This is a genomic window from Enterobacter sp. ku-bf2, from assembly GCF_001742765.1.
GTDB classification, from domain to species: domain Bacteria; phylum Pseudomonadota; class Gammaproteobacteria; order Enterobacterales; family Enterobacteriaceae; genus Enterobacter; species Enterobacter quasiroggenkampii.
This window is the reverse complement of the sequence record NZ_MDVW01000006.1, coordinates 53,299-68,454: the sequence shown is the minus strand read 5'-3', so window position 1 is coordinate 68,454 and position 15,156 is coordinate 53,299. Positions and strand designations below refer to the sequence as shown.

Annotated in this window: 10 protein-coding genes; 4 read left to right on the top strand and 6 right to left on the bottom strand. The window is 59.3% G+C overall.

The features are described from left to right. Positions 1–138 precede the first annotated feature (138 nt). Together pbpC and BFG58_RS11405 are read right to left on the bottom strand one after the other, a co-directional pair. Complete coding sequence (gene pbpC / locus BFG58_RS11410) at positions 139–2,463, bottom strand: peptidoglycan glycosyltransferase PbpC (RefSeq protein ID WP_069719837.1); 2,325 nt, start codon at positions 2,461–2,463, stop codon at positions 139–141. Between the two features lies 1 nt (position 2,464). Continuing rightward, entirely contained in the window at positions 2,465–7,417 is a 4,953-nt protein-coding gene (locus BFG58_RS11405) for an alpha-2-macroglobulin (RefSeq protein ID WP_069719836.1), read from the bottom strand. 288 nt (positions 7,418–7,705) lie between these two features. On the opposite strand from BFG58_RS11405, the gene BFG58_RS11400 reads away from it, so the two are divergent. The 4 genes from BFG58_RS11400 to BFG58_RS11385 all read left to right on the top strand — a co-directional run bounded on the left by BFG58_RS11400 (position 7,706) and on the right by BFG58_RS11385 (position 12,336). Next, positions 7,706–9,250, top strand: coding sequence for a PTS transporter subunit EIIC (locus BFG58_RS11400; protein ID WP_069719835.1), 1,545 nt, complete (start codon positions 7,706–7,708; stop codon positions 9,248–9,250). Positions 9,251–9,262: 12 nt separating this feature from the next. After that, on the top strand, positions 9,263–10,630 hold the full coding sequence (locus tag BFG58_RS11395; RefSeq protein ID WP_069719834.1) for a 6-phospho-alpha-glucosidase: 1,368 nt from the start codon (positions 9,263–9,265) through the stop codon (positions 10,628–10,630). Between the two features lie 90 nt (positions 10,631–10,720). Next, positions 10,721–11,566, top strand: coding sequence for a 3-mercaptopyruvate sulfurtransferase (sseA, locus tag BFG58_RS11390; protein ID WP_069719833.1), 846 nt, complete (start codon positions 10,721–10,723; stop codon positions 11,564–11,566). Further along, positions 11,566–12,336, top strand: a complete 771-nt coding sequence (locus BFG58_RS11385) for a MurR/RpiR family transcriptional regulator (RefSeq protein ID WP_069719832.1) — start codon at positions 11,566–11,568, stop codon at positions 12,334–12,336. Before sseA ends, BFG58_RS11385 begins: the two co-directional genes overlap by 1 nt. Positions 12,337–12,353: 17 nt before the next feature. On the opposite strand, the gene sseB is transcribed toward BFG58_RS11385, so the two are convergent. From sseB to fdx, 4 genes are all read right to left on the bottom strand, one after another. Beyond that, positions 12,354–13,130 (bottom strand): enhanced serine sensitivity protein SseB, encoded by a 777-nt coding sequence (gene sseB, locus BFG58_RS11380; protein ID WP_032648693.1) that lies wholly within the window; start codon positions 13,128–13,130, stop codon positions 12,354–12,356. A gap of 141 nt (positions 13,131–13,271) precedes the next feature. Then, positions 13,272–14,558, bottom strand: coding sequence for an aminopeptidase PepB (pepB, locus tag BFG58_RS11375; protein WP_069719831.1), 1,287 nt, complete (start codon positions 14,556–14,558; stop codon positions 13,272–13,274). Between the two features lie 60 nt (positions 14,559–14,618). After that, positions 14,619–14,819, bottom strand: coding sequence for a Fe-S cluster assembly protein IscX (gene iscX / locus BFG58_RS11370; protein WP_003860650.1), 201 nt, complete (start codon positions 14,817–14,819; stop codon positions 14,619–14,621). 1 nt (position 14,820) lies between these two features. Further along, positions 14,821–15,156: an ISC system 2Fe-2S type ferredoxin gene (gene fdx / locus BFG58_RS11365; protein WP_003860652.1), complete on the bottom strand. Its 336-nt coding sequence runs from the start codon at positions 15,154–15,156 to the stop codon at positions 14,821–14,823.

Genomic DNA, 15,156 nt, shown 5'->3' with positions numbered 1-15,156 from the left:
TCTGTTGTTTTGCATACCTGAGTATGGTGTGGCGCGGATTATAATGAGCAATGGCGCCATTGCCTATGGATTCAGGTAACATTTTTTTAAAATAAGACGAGTTTTAGCAACAGCTCACATCAGAAAGCTGTTTTCAGATCACTGAAGCGTAAAATTCACCGTCGCGACCTGCCCGGTCTCATCCATAACGAGTAACTGATAATCGCCCGACTTATCAAGCTGTAATGTGTAAATGCTTCCTTTCACACTCAGCGGTTCACCGTTCAAAAACCACCAGCGCTCACCGCTGTTGCCAGTCGCCTGAAGCGGCAGCGAAACGCGGGATTCACCCGGGAGACGTTTAATAACGGCCCCTTCACGCACGCCGGTCAGAATGAGTGGCGCAGGTGCGTCCTGCAAGAGTGGAGGACAAATTCTTGATGAAGGCGGAATCCGTACCGCACGACGCTCGGTTGCAGGCAGCCACGGCTCCAGCGGCAGCGGCCATACATCCAGGACTTTTTCAGTAGCATCCGGGCAATCTGCGGCCACGCGTTTGCCGGTTTTATCCAGCCAGACCGGGAAACGGATCCCGCGTATGCCCTCCTGTTCGGGCAGGAGCAGCGTGGGCGGTTCACTGCCTTCCAGCAGCCAGGTCGACAGGCGACGTCGACAGTTTTCGCTGCCTTCCGGTAGCGACTGGCCGCCCGGCCAGCAGATCACGCCCCGCCCGACGCTTGCCGGACGCGGATCGCGCGGCAGGCGGGCTTCGTCTACCGTTGAGCGCGACTGAAGCAGGTTATTGACCTGGTTTAATAGCGGAACCGCGCTGGCAAACCCGAACTGTCCCGCCACGGGCGTGCCGTCCGGTCGTCCGGTCCAGATGCCTATCACATAACGGGCATTCAGACCGATGGCCCAGGCATCACGGTAGCCGTAGCTGGTACCGGTTTTCCACGCCAGCGGCGCAACCTGCGGTAGCGCATTATCCGGCAGCGGCTGCGCTTCATTGGCCAGAATACGGCGAATAATCCACGCCGAGCCCGGTGATAACAGAGGACGTTCAGTCAGCGGATCGCCCGGCTGCAGGCGCAGCCTTCCCGCCTTACCGTGTCGGGCAAAAGCACTGTAGGCCGCGGCGATATCTGCCAGCCGCGCGCCTGCCCCGCCGAGGATCAGAGACAGATTCGGCTGCGCCCCCGCAGGCAGGATCAGCGGCAGGCCTGCGTTGCTCAGCATCCCGGCAAATCGTTTTGGTCCGTAGGCTTCCAGCACCTGAACGGCAGGCAGGTTGAGGGAGCGTACCAGCGCTTCACTCATGCTGACCGGTCCATGAAACCCGCTGTCAAAATTCCCGGGCCGATAGTCACCGGTTTTTCTGGGAACGTCCTGAAGCAGCGAGGCGGGATGGATCAGGCCATCATCCAGCGCCATGCCGTAGATAAAAGGTTTTAACACCGATCCCGGCGATCGGATCGCATTGACCATATCCACATGGCTAAAACGCGTGTCATCGTTGATATCCACCGATCCCACCCAGCCGCGCACTTTCATATCGGTATGATCGACCACGATCATCGCCAGCGAGCTGCGTGCCGGCAGGCGGGATTTCCAGTTCATCGCCAGCTCTTCCAGCTGCCGCTGCAGTCCGGCATCCAGCGTGGTGACAATTTTCGTGTCGCGACTTTTGCCGAGCATCATCCGTGCAAAGAGCGGCGCCAGCTGCGGCATCTGCCGGGGCGCCAGCCATACTGATTCTTCACGGAACTCTTTGACCTGCTTTGCAGACCAGACCCCCTGCGTCGCCATGCGGTCGAGCACTTTATTGCGCGCCGCTTCGGCCCGTTCAGGCCAGCGATCCGGGCGTAAACGACTCGGTGCCTGCGGCAGCACCGCCAGCAGCGCCGCGTCGGAATAGCTGAGCTGCGACGGAGGCTTGCCCAGATACGTCCAGCTTGCCGCACCCACGCCCTGCAGCGTACCGCCAAACGGCGCGCGGTTGAGATAGAGCGTGAGGATGTCGCGTTTGGAAAGATGCCACTCCAGCTGCATGGCACGCCAGAGCTGGCGAATTTTACCGCCGAAGGTGCGCGGATGCGGGTCCAGCAGTCGTGCGACCTGCATGGTGAGCGTGCTTCCGCCAGAGATGACTTTCCCGGAACTGAGATCCTGCCAGGCGGCGCGCAGGACAGAAAGCGGGTTTACGCCGGGGTGATCCCAGAACCAGCGATCTTCGTACTGGATCAGCGCCTCAAGATAACGGGGAGAGACCTCTTCGATCGTCACCGGATAGCGCCAGATCCCGTCACTATCGGCAAAACGCCAGAGCGGCGTGCCCTTCTCATCCACCACCACCCGGGCAGGGTTAACCTCTTTCAGCGGCAACGGCCACAGGCGGTCGGCGGCGACAATCAGCCCCCATAAAACGAGAAGCGCTCCCGCCAGCCACAGCCAGCGGGAGCGTGTCAAACGTGCCATTCGCATATTACGGAACAACAATCAGCGGGCCACTGGCCGCACCCGTTGCCCGCCACTGCGGCACATACATAGACTCGACCATCGGAACCGGCACCTGGTAGGTTCCCGGCGTCACGGCGCGCGCCAGATAAACCAGCGTAACCGGCTGACCTTCATTTACCGGCACAGCGGCCACAAAGCGGTCGTCGCGGAATTCCATATGCTGAATGTCCGCCTGCTGCATCTGGCTGAGCAGGTTCTGCACTTCGCTACCGCTGTCCTGCAGGCTGGCGCTGCTGCTTGCCAGGTTCTGGTTTTCCAGCTCCAGACCCGCAGGGAGGAGATCAACCACCAGCGCGTCCGGCACGTTCTGGCTGGCTTTGACTTCCAGCCATACCAGCACCAGCTCGCCGCTCTTCAGCGAAGAGAGCGATTTCGTGCTGCCGTCCGTTGCCAGAATATGGCGTTCAACCTGCAGCACGTTCGAGCTCGGCTGAGGAGCATAGTCAGGATAACCGGTGCTATCAAGGCGTACCCACAGCGGTGAAGTACCGGTATTGGTCACCTCCAGCGCGCCAAGCTGGTCGCCGCTCACGTTTTGTACCTGCGCTTTATCGCCACCTGATGCGGAATCTGACAGGGAGGTTTTCGCCTGCCACGCACCCGACAAGGTTTGCAGCGAACGACCGGCCAGGAACAGCGCATTGCTCTCCTGAGTGGACAACCAGCGCTGGCTGAAGGCCTGCTCAGACAGGGCATTCAGCAGCGTATTTTGCGCATCCGGCAGCAGCTTGTACTCCTCCAGAAGAGAGAGCATCAGCGCGTTATCGCGAAGCTGGCTGCCGTAATCGGCCATCCAGGTTTTGCTGTCGTTGCGCGGCGTTTTGAGCGCCAGATCCAGCGCCTGCTGGCTGCGCGGGGCATCGCCCATCAGCTTGAGCGCCATGCCCAGCTGCATCAGCGGCAGGCCGGACGCCGCCTGAGCGTGACGATCCCAGATTTCACGCAGCGCGCCCAACGGCGCTTTTTGCTGACGTGCCAGCACCAGCGCGGCATAGGCCTGCACGGCGAACTTGCTGGCCTGCGTATCGTCGCTGTAGCGAACAGACATCATGCCCGGGTCCTGCAGGTAGCGCAGCAACCGGCTATTGGCATTATTCACCGCATCGGCAGGCACGCTGTAGCCCTGCTCGCCCGCACGGACCAGGAAGTCGGTCACGTAGGCCGTCAGCCAGTACTCTTCCGGACCGTTTTTATCCCACAGCGCGAACCCGCCGTCTTCACGCTGCATCTGCAGCAGACGGGAAATACCGATATCAATGGCGGCACGGCGTTTATCGTCCGTATCACCTTTGATGCCAAGCGCCGTAAGCTGCGCCGCGTTGGTGTAGAGCGACGGGAACAGACCGCTGGTGGTCTGCTCCAGACAGCCATACGGATAGGCCTGCAGTTCACGAATATAGCGCGCCAGGTTGAGCGGTGGTTTGCCGCTCAGCAGCAGTTGCCCCTGCAGGGTGGCAGGAGAGAAACCGTTGCTGTGCTGCGCCGGTGCAGTCCAGGATTCGCCAGGGTTCAGCATGGCACCGGTATTGACCGTCTGCGCCGGGAACGCCGGACGCACGCCGATTTTCCAGCTCTTCTGCTGCGGGGCGAAGGTCTCGCCCGGAAGCTGCAGGCCGGTCACCTGCGCGGTCACTTCACCGTCACCATAACCGTCCAGCGCGCGTACCGGAATAAACAGCGTGCTGCGCGCCCCCGGTGGCAGCTGAACCGGCTGAGGCTGCGCGCCTTCCAGCGCCAGTTTGCCTGTCGCGTTCAGGGCGATATTCAGCGTTTGCGGCTGGTCGGTCAGGTTAGTGATATCCAGCGTCAGCCGCGAGGTATCTCCGCTTGCCAGGAAGCGCGGGGTATTCAGTTCGGTAATGACCGGCGCGGCCACGATAATCTTGCTTTCACTGCTGCCGAAATCCTCTTCCGTCCAGGCCTGCGCCATCAGACGCAGCTCACCGTTGAAGTCTCCAATCGGCAATGTAATTGTGCCTTCCCCGTTGGCATCCAGCGTGACCGGCTGTGTCTGCTGGGCAATGATGGTGACGTGGTTCACCGGCGGTTTGCCGCCGCGCTTCAGTTCATCCCCATCGCCACCAAAGCGCAGCGCGGCCAGACGGCCCTGCCCTTCAATGACCTGGCCGTATATATCGTAGATATCCGCGCCGTAACGCTTCTGACCAAAGAAAGCCTGCCACGGATCCGGCGTGACGTAGTCGGTAATGTTCAGCACGCCGCTGTCCACCGCCGATACCAGGACGTTCACCTTCTGCGGCACGGCCCCCTCTTTCACGCTGGCTTTCACCTTCACCGAGAGCGTCTGGTTCGGACGCATTTTCTGCGGGTTATCGAGCGCAATATTCAGGCGGCGATTTTCGTCACTCATCGGCAGATGCAGCAGGCCGACCGCGCGTTTCGGCGTGGCGGATTTGGATTTATCTCCGGGACGTACCACCAGCGTACTCAGGTAGAGGTCGTGACGCTTCCAGGCCTTGTCGACCGGGATAGCGAGATCCAGTCCGTTTGCCGGTACGTCGATCTCTTTCCACCACAGCGGCCCTTCGCTGGACTCGATCATCGCATAGCCCTTGCCTGCGGCTGGCGCAGCAATGTGCAGGTTGATGGTGTCGCCTGGCTGATAGGCTGGCTTATCCAGTTTCAAGGTCACACGGTCAGGGCGTGCAGCGCCGGTGCCGTCGCTGTTATCCTGCCAGCTGTACCCCGCCCAGAAGCGCACGCTGCTGACCATCTCATCAGGCGCTTTCACCTCCAGACGATAAGAGCCCCACTCCACCGGGAAGGTGACTTTACCCGTTTCATCGGCCTTAAGTGTCAGCTCCTGCTCGCCTTCGACCAGGTCTTTCTGATCGAACTGAGACTGCCAGCCTTCGCTCTCAGACCAGTTCCAGAAGTAGTCCCGACGCTCGCGAATCAGACGAACCTGTAACCCGGAAACGGCCTTTTTCGCGCCGCTGGCATCGGCATACACGATGTCGAAGCTGGCGTTGCCGTTCTCATCAACAATCGGCTGGTTGACGGTCGTATCGGTGCGGTAGTCGTAAACGGCTTTACTGGCGAACTGAGGGCGAATACCCGGCAATTCCGCTGCGGGCCAGATAGCCTGCTCAGCACGACGCGTCACCGGACGACCGCCCGACTCCAGCAGGCTGGCCTGCAGGATCAGTTGCAGCGGAGAGTGCACCTCTTTCCACTGGCTTTCGGTAGAAACCTGCCCACGTCCCTGCTCGTCCAGCGTAAGCTGCACTTCATCCAGGCTGCGGCTCAGGTTCTCTTCAGCGATATCACCAAACTGGAAGCCCGGCAGCGCGGCCACCGCGTCACGCAGCGGACGCAGGAAGAGCTGGCCCTGCAGAGAGTTACCGTTGGCCGGAGCGCCATACAGGTAATAGCCGACCACGTTAAAGTCGACGTTATCCTGCGGTGAAACCGGCGTTTTTTGTCCGCTCAGGTTGAGCGCCATACGCTCTGGCATGAAGTCTTCAACGTGGAAGTCCCACAGACGCTGCAGGTTATCGCCCGTGTTGGCGCGGATATGCCACATGCCGGTCTGCGCCCCGCTGTCCAGCGGATAGTTGAAGCGATAGAGACCATTCTCTGGCTTGACGACGATGGTACGCGCGACCTGTCCATCCGGACGCAGCACGTCGAGCTTCACGGGCTGATCGGGAAGTGGCTTACCGTCACTGTCGCGCAGCAGGCCGTTGAGGATCACCGTTTCGCCCGGGCGGTAGAGATCGCGTGGGCCAAACATAAAGAACTGCTTGCTGTAGCCCGGACTCCCTGCGATATCAAACTCCGCCAGATCAAGAGCCGGCAGCTTGAGGTCAAGCAGCGTGGTCTGGCCGTCTTTACTGGCCAGGATCAGCGCGGCCTCTTTGTCGGTCTCAAGCTTTGCGTGGCCATCGCCGTCGCTTTTCGCTTCGGCAAGCGTCTGCCCTTTATCGTTCAACAGGGTGACGGTGACGCCAGACTGCGCCGCACCGTTCTCCAGACTCTGGGTGAAGATGTCCAGGCGATTATGATAACGGTGAGCGGACAGTCCAATATCGCTTAAGGTAAAAAGCGTCGCGGCGTTGCTGTAGTTGTAGTGCCCGGCCTGGTTCATGACCGCGATATAAACGCCAGACTGCTGGAGCGGTTTAATATCCTTCAGGGGCAACAGTAATTTTTCGCGCGTGTTGCGCGCCGGATTAAGATCGAATCGACCGGTGTAAACCAGCTCCGCCATCTTCAGCAGGTTGTCGGATTCCCAGTTGGTCAGCGAGTTACGGTACTCCCACTGGCTGACAAGGGAAGCCAGCGATTCCGGCTTCACGCGGTAGAAGTTGACGTCAACATTGTTGACGTTGAGCGCCATTACCGGCAACCCTTCCACCACCTTACCCGGCAGCAGCGAGCCGCGGCTGGCAAAACCAACGGTGGGTTCAACGTCCCGGGTGGTCAGGGCTTTCTCATAATCAATGCCGAACGTCGCCTTGTTCAGCGCCTGCAGGCCCCGTTCAACGGTGACGACCAGGTTGCGGTTGGGCTCCAGATGGCGCAGGCGAAGCTCTTTCAGGTTAGGCGCAAGTTCCCACGCCCCGTCAACTTTGCCGCTTTTTTTGTCCACGACATGCACGGTTTTCGCGAAATCCTGATCGGGATTCAGCGGAACCGAGAATGTCAGCACCAGCGTGGCGGCACCGTCGAGCTGAACTTCAGAGGCATCCAGCAGGGTCAGCGCTTTTCCCTGACTCTGGGCGGCGAGCTTAGCCAGCGTTTCAGCATTTGGCTTTTCCGCGGCTTTCGGTGTGGATGCGGTGGATGCCGCGGGAGCCGCAGCCTGAGATTTATCGTCGCTGTTATCACAGCCGACAAGCGTAAACGTGGTAAGCAGCGCAAGGGAGAGCACGGCTAAGCGAAACGGTTTCATCCTTTGTCCCTGGCCCTGAGGGGGCCTGTTGGTCGTCGTCCGGATAAGTATTATCCGCAAGTTTCATTAATTCAAAAAGTCCAATTTTAGAATCTGGAAAGCGCCTCGCAGAATGGCAACACGCCGCTACGCCGTGATGGAACCGCGATCACAGCCCCAAACGTCACATGTTACCTTTCACGTCATTTGTTTTTAAAACAAGAGGATAGCTGGATAAGCGTCCCTGAAGGCTGCTAGTTTTATAACCATGACGCACCCCGAGTGCGCGGTTCAATAAGAGAGAAAGCCATGAAACGAGCCGTGAACGCCCTACAAAATTTCGGAAAATCATTGTACGGACCGGTGCTTATCTTACCGATCGTCGGTCTGTTTATCGCCTTTGGTAACGTGCTGGGTAACGGTAATCTCGCTGAATACCTGCCCTTTCTTGGCCATCCGCTGATTCAGCATCTTGGTCAGCTTATCGCGAAATCGGCCGTGTCGGTGCTGGTGAACCTGGCGCTGGTGTTTGCCGTTGGTATTCCGATTGGTCTGGCGACGCGCGATAAAGGCTATGCCGCGCTGATTGGGCTGGTCACCTTTGTCGTATTCATCAACGCCATGAACGTCACGCTGCAGCTGCAGGGCGCGCTGGCGCCTGCAGCCGAAATGAAGGCGGCCGGGCAGACCATGGTGCTGGGCGTCCAGGTGCTGGAGATGGGCGTTTTCGCCGGGATCCTGACCGGGGCGCTGTCGGGATACCTGTACAATAAATATTCCGGCGTACAGTTTAACGGCGCGATGGCGATTTACTCCGGCCACTGTTTTGTCGCCATTGTAATGCTTCCAGTCTCCATGATGCTCGGCGTGGTGATGAGCGAACTGTGGCCGTTTGCCCAGCACGGCATTAGCGCCCTGGCGCTGGCCATCAAAGGCTCCGGACCATTTGGCGTGGCCATCTACGGCTTCCTGGAACGCATTCTGGTCCCCACTGGCCTGCACCATCTGGTCTATACCCCGTTCCTCTATACCGAACTCGGGGGCACGCAGGAGGTCTGCGGCACGGTTTATCAGGGTGCGCGCAATATCTACTTCGCTGAGATGGCCTGCCCGGACGTGAAGCAGCTCAGCAGCACGGTGGTGTGGGACGCCCGCGGCATCAGCAAGATGTTTGGCCTGCCCGCCGCGGCGCTGGCGATGTATATGACCGCCAGGCCAGAGCGTAAAGCGGCGGCGAAAGCGATTCTGATCCCGGCGGCGCTGACCTCGCTGCTGGTCGGCGTCACCGAGCCGATTGAATTCTCCTTCCTGTTCGTCGCCCCGCTGTTGTTCGTGGTGCACGCGGTGCTGACCGGCATCGGCATGATGCTGTTCTCCCTGCTGGGCGTTCACGCCATCGGCGCCAACGGGATTATCGACTTCATCCTCTACAACCTGCCGCTCGGCACGGCCAAGTCCAACTGGCCGATGTACATCCTGGTCGGGCTGATCATGTTCGCCCTCTACTTCGTGGTGTTCCGCTTCCTGATCCTGCGCTTCAACATGAAAACGCCGGGTCGTGAAGATGAGGACCAGGAGACGCGCCTCTACAGCAAGCAAGAGTACCAGGCGAAGGGCAATAACGACGGTCTGGGCAAATCCATCGTGGTGGGGCTGGGTGGCCGGGAAAATATTGAAGTGGTGGACAACTGCTACACCCGCTTACGCGTCACGGTAAAGGACGTCGCCATTATCGACGAGCCGCGTCTGAAGGCGACCGGCGCGAAAGGGATTATCAAACAAGGTAACAACGTTCAGGTGGTCTATGGGCTGCATGTCAAAAAAATGCGAGAAGCCGTTGAGACGTTTCTCTGAAAGGAGCTAAAGATGTTTACACCCCCATTCATTCTGTCGATTGCCGGCGGCGGCAGCACCTACACGCCGGGCATTGTGAAAAGCCTGATGGTGCGCCTGCAGGATTTCCCGCTGGCCGAAATTCGCCTCTACGATATCGACGAGGCGCGTCAGAACACCATTGCGCCGGTTGTCGAGAAGGTCATTCGCGACCACAGTCAGCACATCAAATTTACCGTCACCAGCGACCCGGAAGTGGCCTTCAGCGGCGCCCATTTCGTCTTTGCCCAGATGCGCGTCGGCCAGTACAAAATGCGTGAGCAGGATGAGAAGATCCCGCTGCGTCACGGCGTGGTGGGCCAGGAAACGTGCGGACCCGGTGGCCTTGCGTACGGACTACGCACGATCCTGCCGATGGTGGAGCTTATCGATCTGGTGGATCGCTACGCGCATGAAAAAGCCTGGATCGTGAACTACTCCAACCCGGCGGCGATCGTCGCGGAGGGCGTGCGCCGTCTGCGGCCAAATGCGCGGGTGCTGAACATCTGCGATATGCCGGTGGCCGCCATGCGCAATATGGGGGCGATTCTGGGTGTCGATCGCCGCAGGCTGGAAGTGGACTACTTCGGCTTGAACCACTTCGGCTGGTTTACCCGCGTGCTGGTGGACGGCGAAGACAAGCTCCCGGCGCTGCGTAAGCATATCGCTAAGTTTGGCCTGCTGACGGAAGATGCGGCTAAAACCGATCCGCAGCATTCCGACCCCTCCTGGGTGAAAACCTGGCGCAACATCAAGCCGATCATGGACAATTTCCCCGAGTATCTGCCGAACCCGTATCTGCAGTATTACCTGATGCCGAACCAGATTGTGGCGCACCAGAGCCCGGACTATACCCGCGCCAACGAAGTGATGGACGGGCGCGAGAAAAAGCTGTTCGCCGCCGCCGAAGAATATCAACGCACCGGAATTTTACCGGATGCCTTCCACGTGGGCGTCCACGGCGAGTTTATCGTCGATGTGGCCTGCTCGCTGGCCTTTAACCTGCGAAGCCGCCATCTGGTGATGGTGGAAAACCGCGGGGCGATTACCAATTTGCCGTACGATGCGGTGGTGGAAGTTCCCGCTTATATCACCTCCGAGGGCCCAGAACCGATCCGTATTGGTCAGGTGCCGCTGTTCCATCAGACGCTTTTGCAACAGCAGCTCGCATCTGAACAGCTGCTGGTGGAGGCGACTATCGAAGGCAGCTATGAGAAAGCCTTGCAGGCGTTTACCCTCAACCGCACCGTGCCGACCATGGAACATGCAAAAGCCATTCTGGATGAGATGATTGAGGCCAACCGCGACTACTGGCCAGCGCTGCAAAAAGCCTGGCAGGACGGCGAACCGGTGAAAAAATAGGGGCTTGCTCGCGAGTTGAACGTGGTTTGCTTGTCGGTGTCAGAAAAAACACCGACAATCCTTTTTTACGGAAAAGAATGGAGGCAACCCATGTCCACCTCATATTTTGTCGCTGCCGACTGGCTGATTGAGCACGGCGAAGATCCGGAAGTTCAGATTATCGACGCGCGTATGGCCCCTCCGGGACAAGAGCATCGTGACGTGCCCGGTGAATACCGTGCCGGGCATCTGCCGGGGGCGGTATTTTTTGATATTGAAGCCCTCTCCGATCACACCTCTCCCCTGCCGCACATGCTGCCGCGCCCGGAAGCGTTTTCCGTGGCGATGCGCGAGCTGGGCATCAGCAAAGACAAGCACCTCGTTGTCTATGATGAAGGTAACCTCTTCTCCGCGCCGCGCGCGTGGTGGATGCTGAAAAACTTCGGCGTGGAAAAAGTCTCGATTCTTGCCGGTGGGCTGGCGGGCTGGAAGCGCGACGAGCTGCCGCTTCAGCAGGGTGATGTCACGCTGCCGGAAGGTGAATTCGACGCGACCTTTGATACCCACGTGGTAAAACGCCTGACCGACGTGCTGGTCGTGAGCCATGAAAAAACGGCGCAAATCGTCGATGCCCGCCCTGCTCCTCGCTTCAATGCCGAAGCGGATGAACCGCGTCCGGGGCTGAAGCGCGGGCATATTCCGGGCGCGCTGAACGTGCCGTGGGGCGATCTGGTATTTGAGGGCGAGCTGAAAACTACCGACGAACTGCGCGCCATTTTTGACCGGGCAGGGGTTGATTTGCATCGTCCAGTGATTGCCAGCTGCGGTTCCGGCGTAACGGCCTGCGTGGTCATTCTGGCGCTCGCCACGCTCGGCGTAAGCGACGTCACGCTCTACGACGGCGCCTGGAGCGAATGGGGTGCGCGAGACGATCTGCCTGTCGAACCCGCGAAATAATGGATAACCGCCTGGCCACGCTGTTAACACGCGGAGCGTCATTGACCCGCGCGGAGTATCGCGTCCTCGCCCACCTCACGGAGCATCCGCTGCTGGTGGGCAATATTACGGTTCGCGAGCTGGCACAGGCGACATTCGTTTCTACCGCCACCATTATGCGGCTGTGCCAGAAGCTGGGGTTCAGCGGCTTTAGCGAGTTTATCTGGCACTGCAAGCAGTTGCTCACCGACACGCCGCACATTGCCGTTCAGGGGCAATCGCCCCCTGAGCTCCCGGCGCTGTTTAATCAGTTTATCGCCAACTATCAGCACACCTTTCAGTGGGTCACCCAGGACAAACGCCAGCAGTTTGCTAACCTGCTGCGCCAGAAAGAGAGTTTCTTTCTCTACGGGGCCGGGTTCTCTTATCTGTTTGCGGAGTACCTGACCAAGAAGCTGCAGGTGCTGGGCAAAACGGCGTTTATCTCCGGACCGGGCGACAGCCGGAACATTTTTCTCAGCAATGCCGCCCGCTATCAGGTGTTTATTGCCGTCTCACGCAGCGGCGAAACGGAACAGGTACTGGATAAAGCGCGGATAGCCAAAAACGTTGGCATGACCATCGTCGCGTTTACCCGCGCCTCGGCCAACCCGCTGGCGGAGATGGCCGACGTGCACTTTGCGCTCTATGACGAAGCGGTACACTACGCCGCCGAAGCCGCAGGGGTGACGTCGTTTGAGTCGAATCTGGTGCTGCTGATGGATTTACTGCTGCTGGAAGCAACGGGGTGACATTCACCCCGCTGAAATCAGATTATGCGGTTGGTTTTGAGATCGCGCAGGAAGCCCCCCCAGCGACGCTCATAGAACGGCGTAATGTGCTCGGTAATAAAGTGGCTGATGCCCTTCTCACCGTTTTTCACCTGACAGATATCAATCGGCTCATCGCCCGGTAGCGTGTCGGTCGCCACGCTGCCCGCCGCCTGAACGATCTCGTCAAAATCGCCATCGGCTTCAATACCGATCAACAGCACCGGCTTTTCGTCCGCGCGCTCTTTGATGGAGCAGAGAAACGCGCGCCTGACGGGCTTGAGCGTTTTGAACAACGTCGTCAGAGAATCAATCATCTGCGCGGGCGGCTCGGCCACTTCAGACAGCAGCAGCGTTTCGCCCCCTTCCAGCACTTCCTGCGTGCTGAGCGGGTTGCCCTCTTCGCCAATCAGGTGGCTGATTTCACGCGGCGTAAACTCTTTCCCGGTCGGCAACTTGGCGTTGAGGAACAGCGTCTGGCCGAGCGTCATTTCAAACAAGGTACGCACCGGCATCACCACGAACGCCTGTTCGTCTTCAACCGCTTCCTGCAGCGCTTCCAGCGAGGTGAAGAACGGGATCACCGACGTGCCGTCGTCTTTCTCCCAGTGCAGCAGATCCAGCGCGCTGTCTTCTACGACCTGCTCACCTTCCGCGGCGGTACCCGGCACCCAGACGGTGGACTCCAGCAGCGTGCGGAAAAATGCCGGACGGTGGGCGGGCTCGGTCGCCGCCTGCTCCAGCAGGGTCTCTAATTCGTTTTTGGTATCTGACATAGTTTGGCTACTTCAAAAAATGCCGGGTGGCGCTTCGCTTACCCGGCCTACAAAACCGTAGGCCCGTGCAAGCGCAGCGCCGCCGGGCAATATGATGAATCCGAAGGCGCGCGTAAGCGTAGCGCCACCCGGCAAAAAAGATTACTCAGCCGTCAGCAGGTTCGCCACGGTACGCACGCCCAGACCGGTCGCGCCCGCGGACCACTGCTCAACCGCCGCTTTGCGGTACGTTGCGGAGCAGTCAATGTGCAGCCAGCCTTCATGGTAGTTCTCAACGAAGTGAGACAGGAAGCCTGCTGCGGTGCTTGCACCCGCCGGGTACGCCGCGCTGGCGGTGTTGTTCAGCTCGGCAAAGTTGGACGGCAGTTGGCTACGGTGGAACTCGGCCAGCGGCAGACGCCAGAACGGTTCGTTTTCCGCCGCGGCGCTGGCCAGCAGGCGTGCGGCCAGCTTGTCGTCGAAGCTGAACAGCGCGTGGTAGTCGTTACCCAGCGCGGTTTTCGCCGCACCGGTCAAGGTTGCCATGTCGATGATCAGCTCAGGCTTCTGGGCAGACGCGTCGATCAGGCCATCGGCCAGCACCAGACGGCCTTCGGCGTCGGTGTTCATCACCTCAACGTTTTTGCCGTTACGGTAGCGAATGATGTCGCCCAGCTTGAAGGCGTTACCGCTGACCATGTTGTCCGCGCAGCACAGGTACAGCTTCACGCGCTTTTTCAGACCGCGGGTGATGGCAAACGCCAGCGCACCGGTGATAGTTGCCGCGCCGCCCATGTCGGACTTCATGGAGTCCATGAACGCGCTCTGCTTCAGGCTGTAGCCGCCGGTGTCGAAGGTGATACCTTTACCTACCAGGCAGGCAAAGACAGGGGCGTTTTTATCGCCGGTTGGGTTGTAGTCCAGCGCCAGCAGCACCGGTGGACGCTCAGAACCACGGCCCACGGTGTGGATACCCATGTAGTTCTGCTCGCGCAGGTCTTCGCCCTTGGTGATGCGGTAGGACATCTTGTCGCCCGCCACGCCGCACAGCAGGTCAACGGCGCGCTGCGCCAGCTGCTCAGGGCCTAACTCTTCCGCCGGAGCGTTAATGGTGTCGCGTACCCAGTCGATGATTTGCAGACGGCTTTCCAGCTCTTTCTGACCGGCTTCGTCGAGGTTCGCCCACTCAATTTTGCGGGTGCCTTTCGGCCCTTTGTAACCCGCCCAGAACGCCCAGCTGCGGTCGGTGTCCCAGCCTTCGCCTTCCAGCGAGACATGCTTAATGCCCAGACCGTCAATTTTACGCGCGGCGCGCTGGATCAGGCCCAAATCATCGTTGCCCGTCAGGTGCAGGGTAATACCGTCGTTGTTGATGCTGTAGCTGGCTTTCTCGCCCCAGCGTGCGTCGGCGGGCTGCGTAGAGAGCGTAATCTTCATCGCTTCGGTCATTTTATTTTTCCTTATTAGCAACTAGCAAACGGGCCGCCTGAAGGCAGCCCGTTTTGTTATTTATTCTGCTTCATCTAACCAGACTAACAGAATCGCCTCCAGAATTTTTTCATTGGATGCGTTTGGATCGTCGTCGAAATCTTCCAGATCGCAGATCCACTGATGCATATCGGTGAATCGTACGGTCTTCGGATCGAGATCCGGGTTCGCGTCGTAGAGCGCTTCGCCGATTTCACGGCTGTCTGTCCACTTCAGTCCCATATTAATGCTCGCGTGCGTGGTTGATGGTGTAGCGTGGGAACTCCACGACCAGATCTTCATCGGTCACCGCAGCCTGGCAGCTTAAGCGGCTGTCTGGCTCCAGACCCCATGCTTTATCCAGCATGTCGTCTTCGTCTTCGGTGCTCTCGGCGAGAGAGTCAAAACCTTCACGCACGATGCAGTGGCAGGTGGTGCAGGCACAGGATTTTTCACAGGCGTGTTCCACTTCGATACCTGCACGCAGGGCAACATCGAGAATGGTTTCACCGGTCTTCGCTTCCAGAACAGCGCCATCCGGACAGAGGTCCGCATGAGGCAAAATTACAATCTTTGGCAT

What these genes read in the sequence shown, in the direction of transcription:
- sseB (WP_032648693.1), bottom strand. Translation starts at nt 13,130, where the DNA reads ATGTCAGATACCAAAAACGAATTAGAGACCCTGCTGGAGCAGGCGGCG.
- pepB (WP_069719831.1), bottom strand. Translation starts at nt 14,558, where the DNA reads ATGACCGAAGCGATGAAGATTACGCTCTCTACGCAGCCCGCCGACGCA.
- fdx (WP_003860652.1), bottom strand. Translation starts at nt 15,156, where the DNA reads ATGCCAAAGATTGTAATTTTGCCTCATGCGGACCTCTGTCCGGATGGC.
- BFG58_RS11400 (WP_069719835.1), top strand. Translation starts at nt 7,706, where the DNA reads ATGAAACGAGCCGTGAACGCCCTACAAAATTTCGGAAAATCATTGTAC.
- sseA (WP_069719833.1), top strand. Translation starts at nt 10,721, where the DNA reads ATGTCCACCTCATATTTTGTCGCTGCCGACTGGCTGATTGAGCACGGC.
- pbpC (WP_069719837.1), bottom strand. Translation starts at nt 2,463, where the DNA reads ATGCGAATGGCACGTTTGACACGCTCCCGCTGGCTGTGGCTGGCGGGA.
- BFG58_RS11385 (WP_069719832.1), top strand. Translation starts at nt 11,566, where the DNA reads ATGGATAACCGCCTGGCCACGCTGTTAACACGCGGAGCGTCATTGACC.
- iscX (WP_003860650.1), bottom strand. Translation starts at nt 14,819, where the DNA reads ATGGGACTGAAGTGGACAGACAGCCGTGAAATCGGCGAAGCGCTCTAC.
- BFG58_RS11405 (WP_069719836.1), bottom strand. Translation starts at nt 7,417, where the DNA reads ATGAAACCGTTTCGCTTAGCCGTGCTCTCCCTTGCGCTGCTTACCACG.
- BFG58_RS11395 (WP_069719834.1), top strand. Translation starts at nt 9,263, where the DNA reads ATGTTTACACCCCCATTCATTCTGTCGATTGCCGGCGGCGGCAGCACC.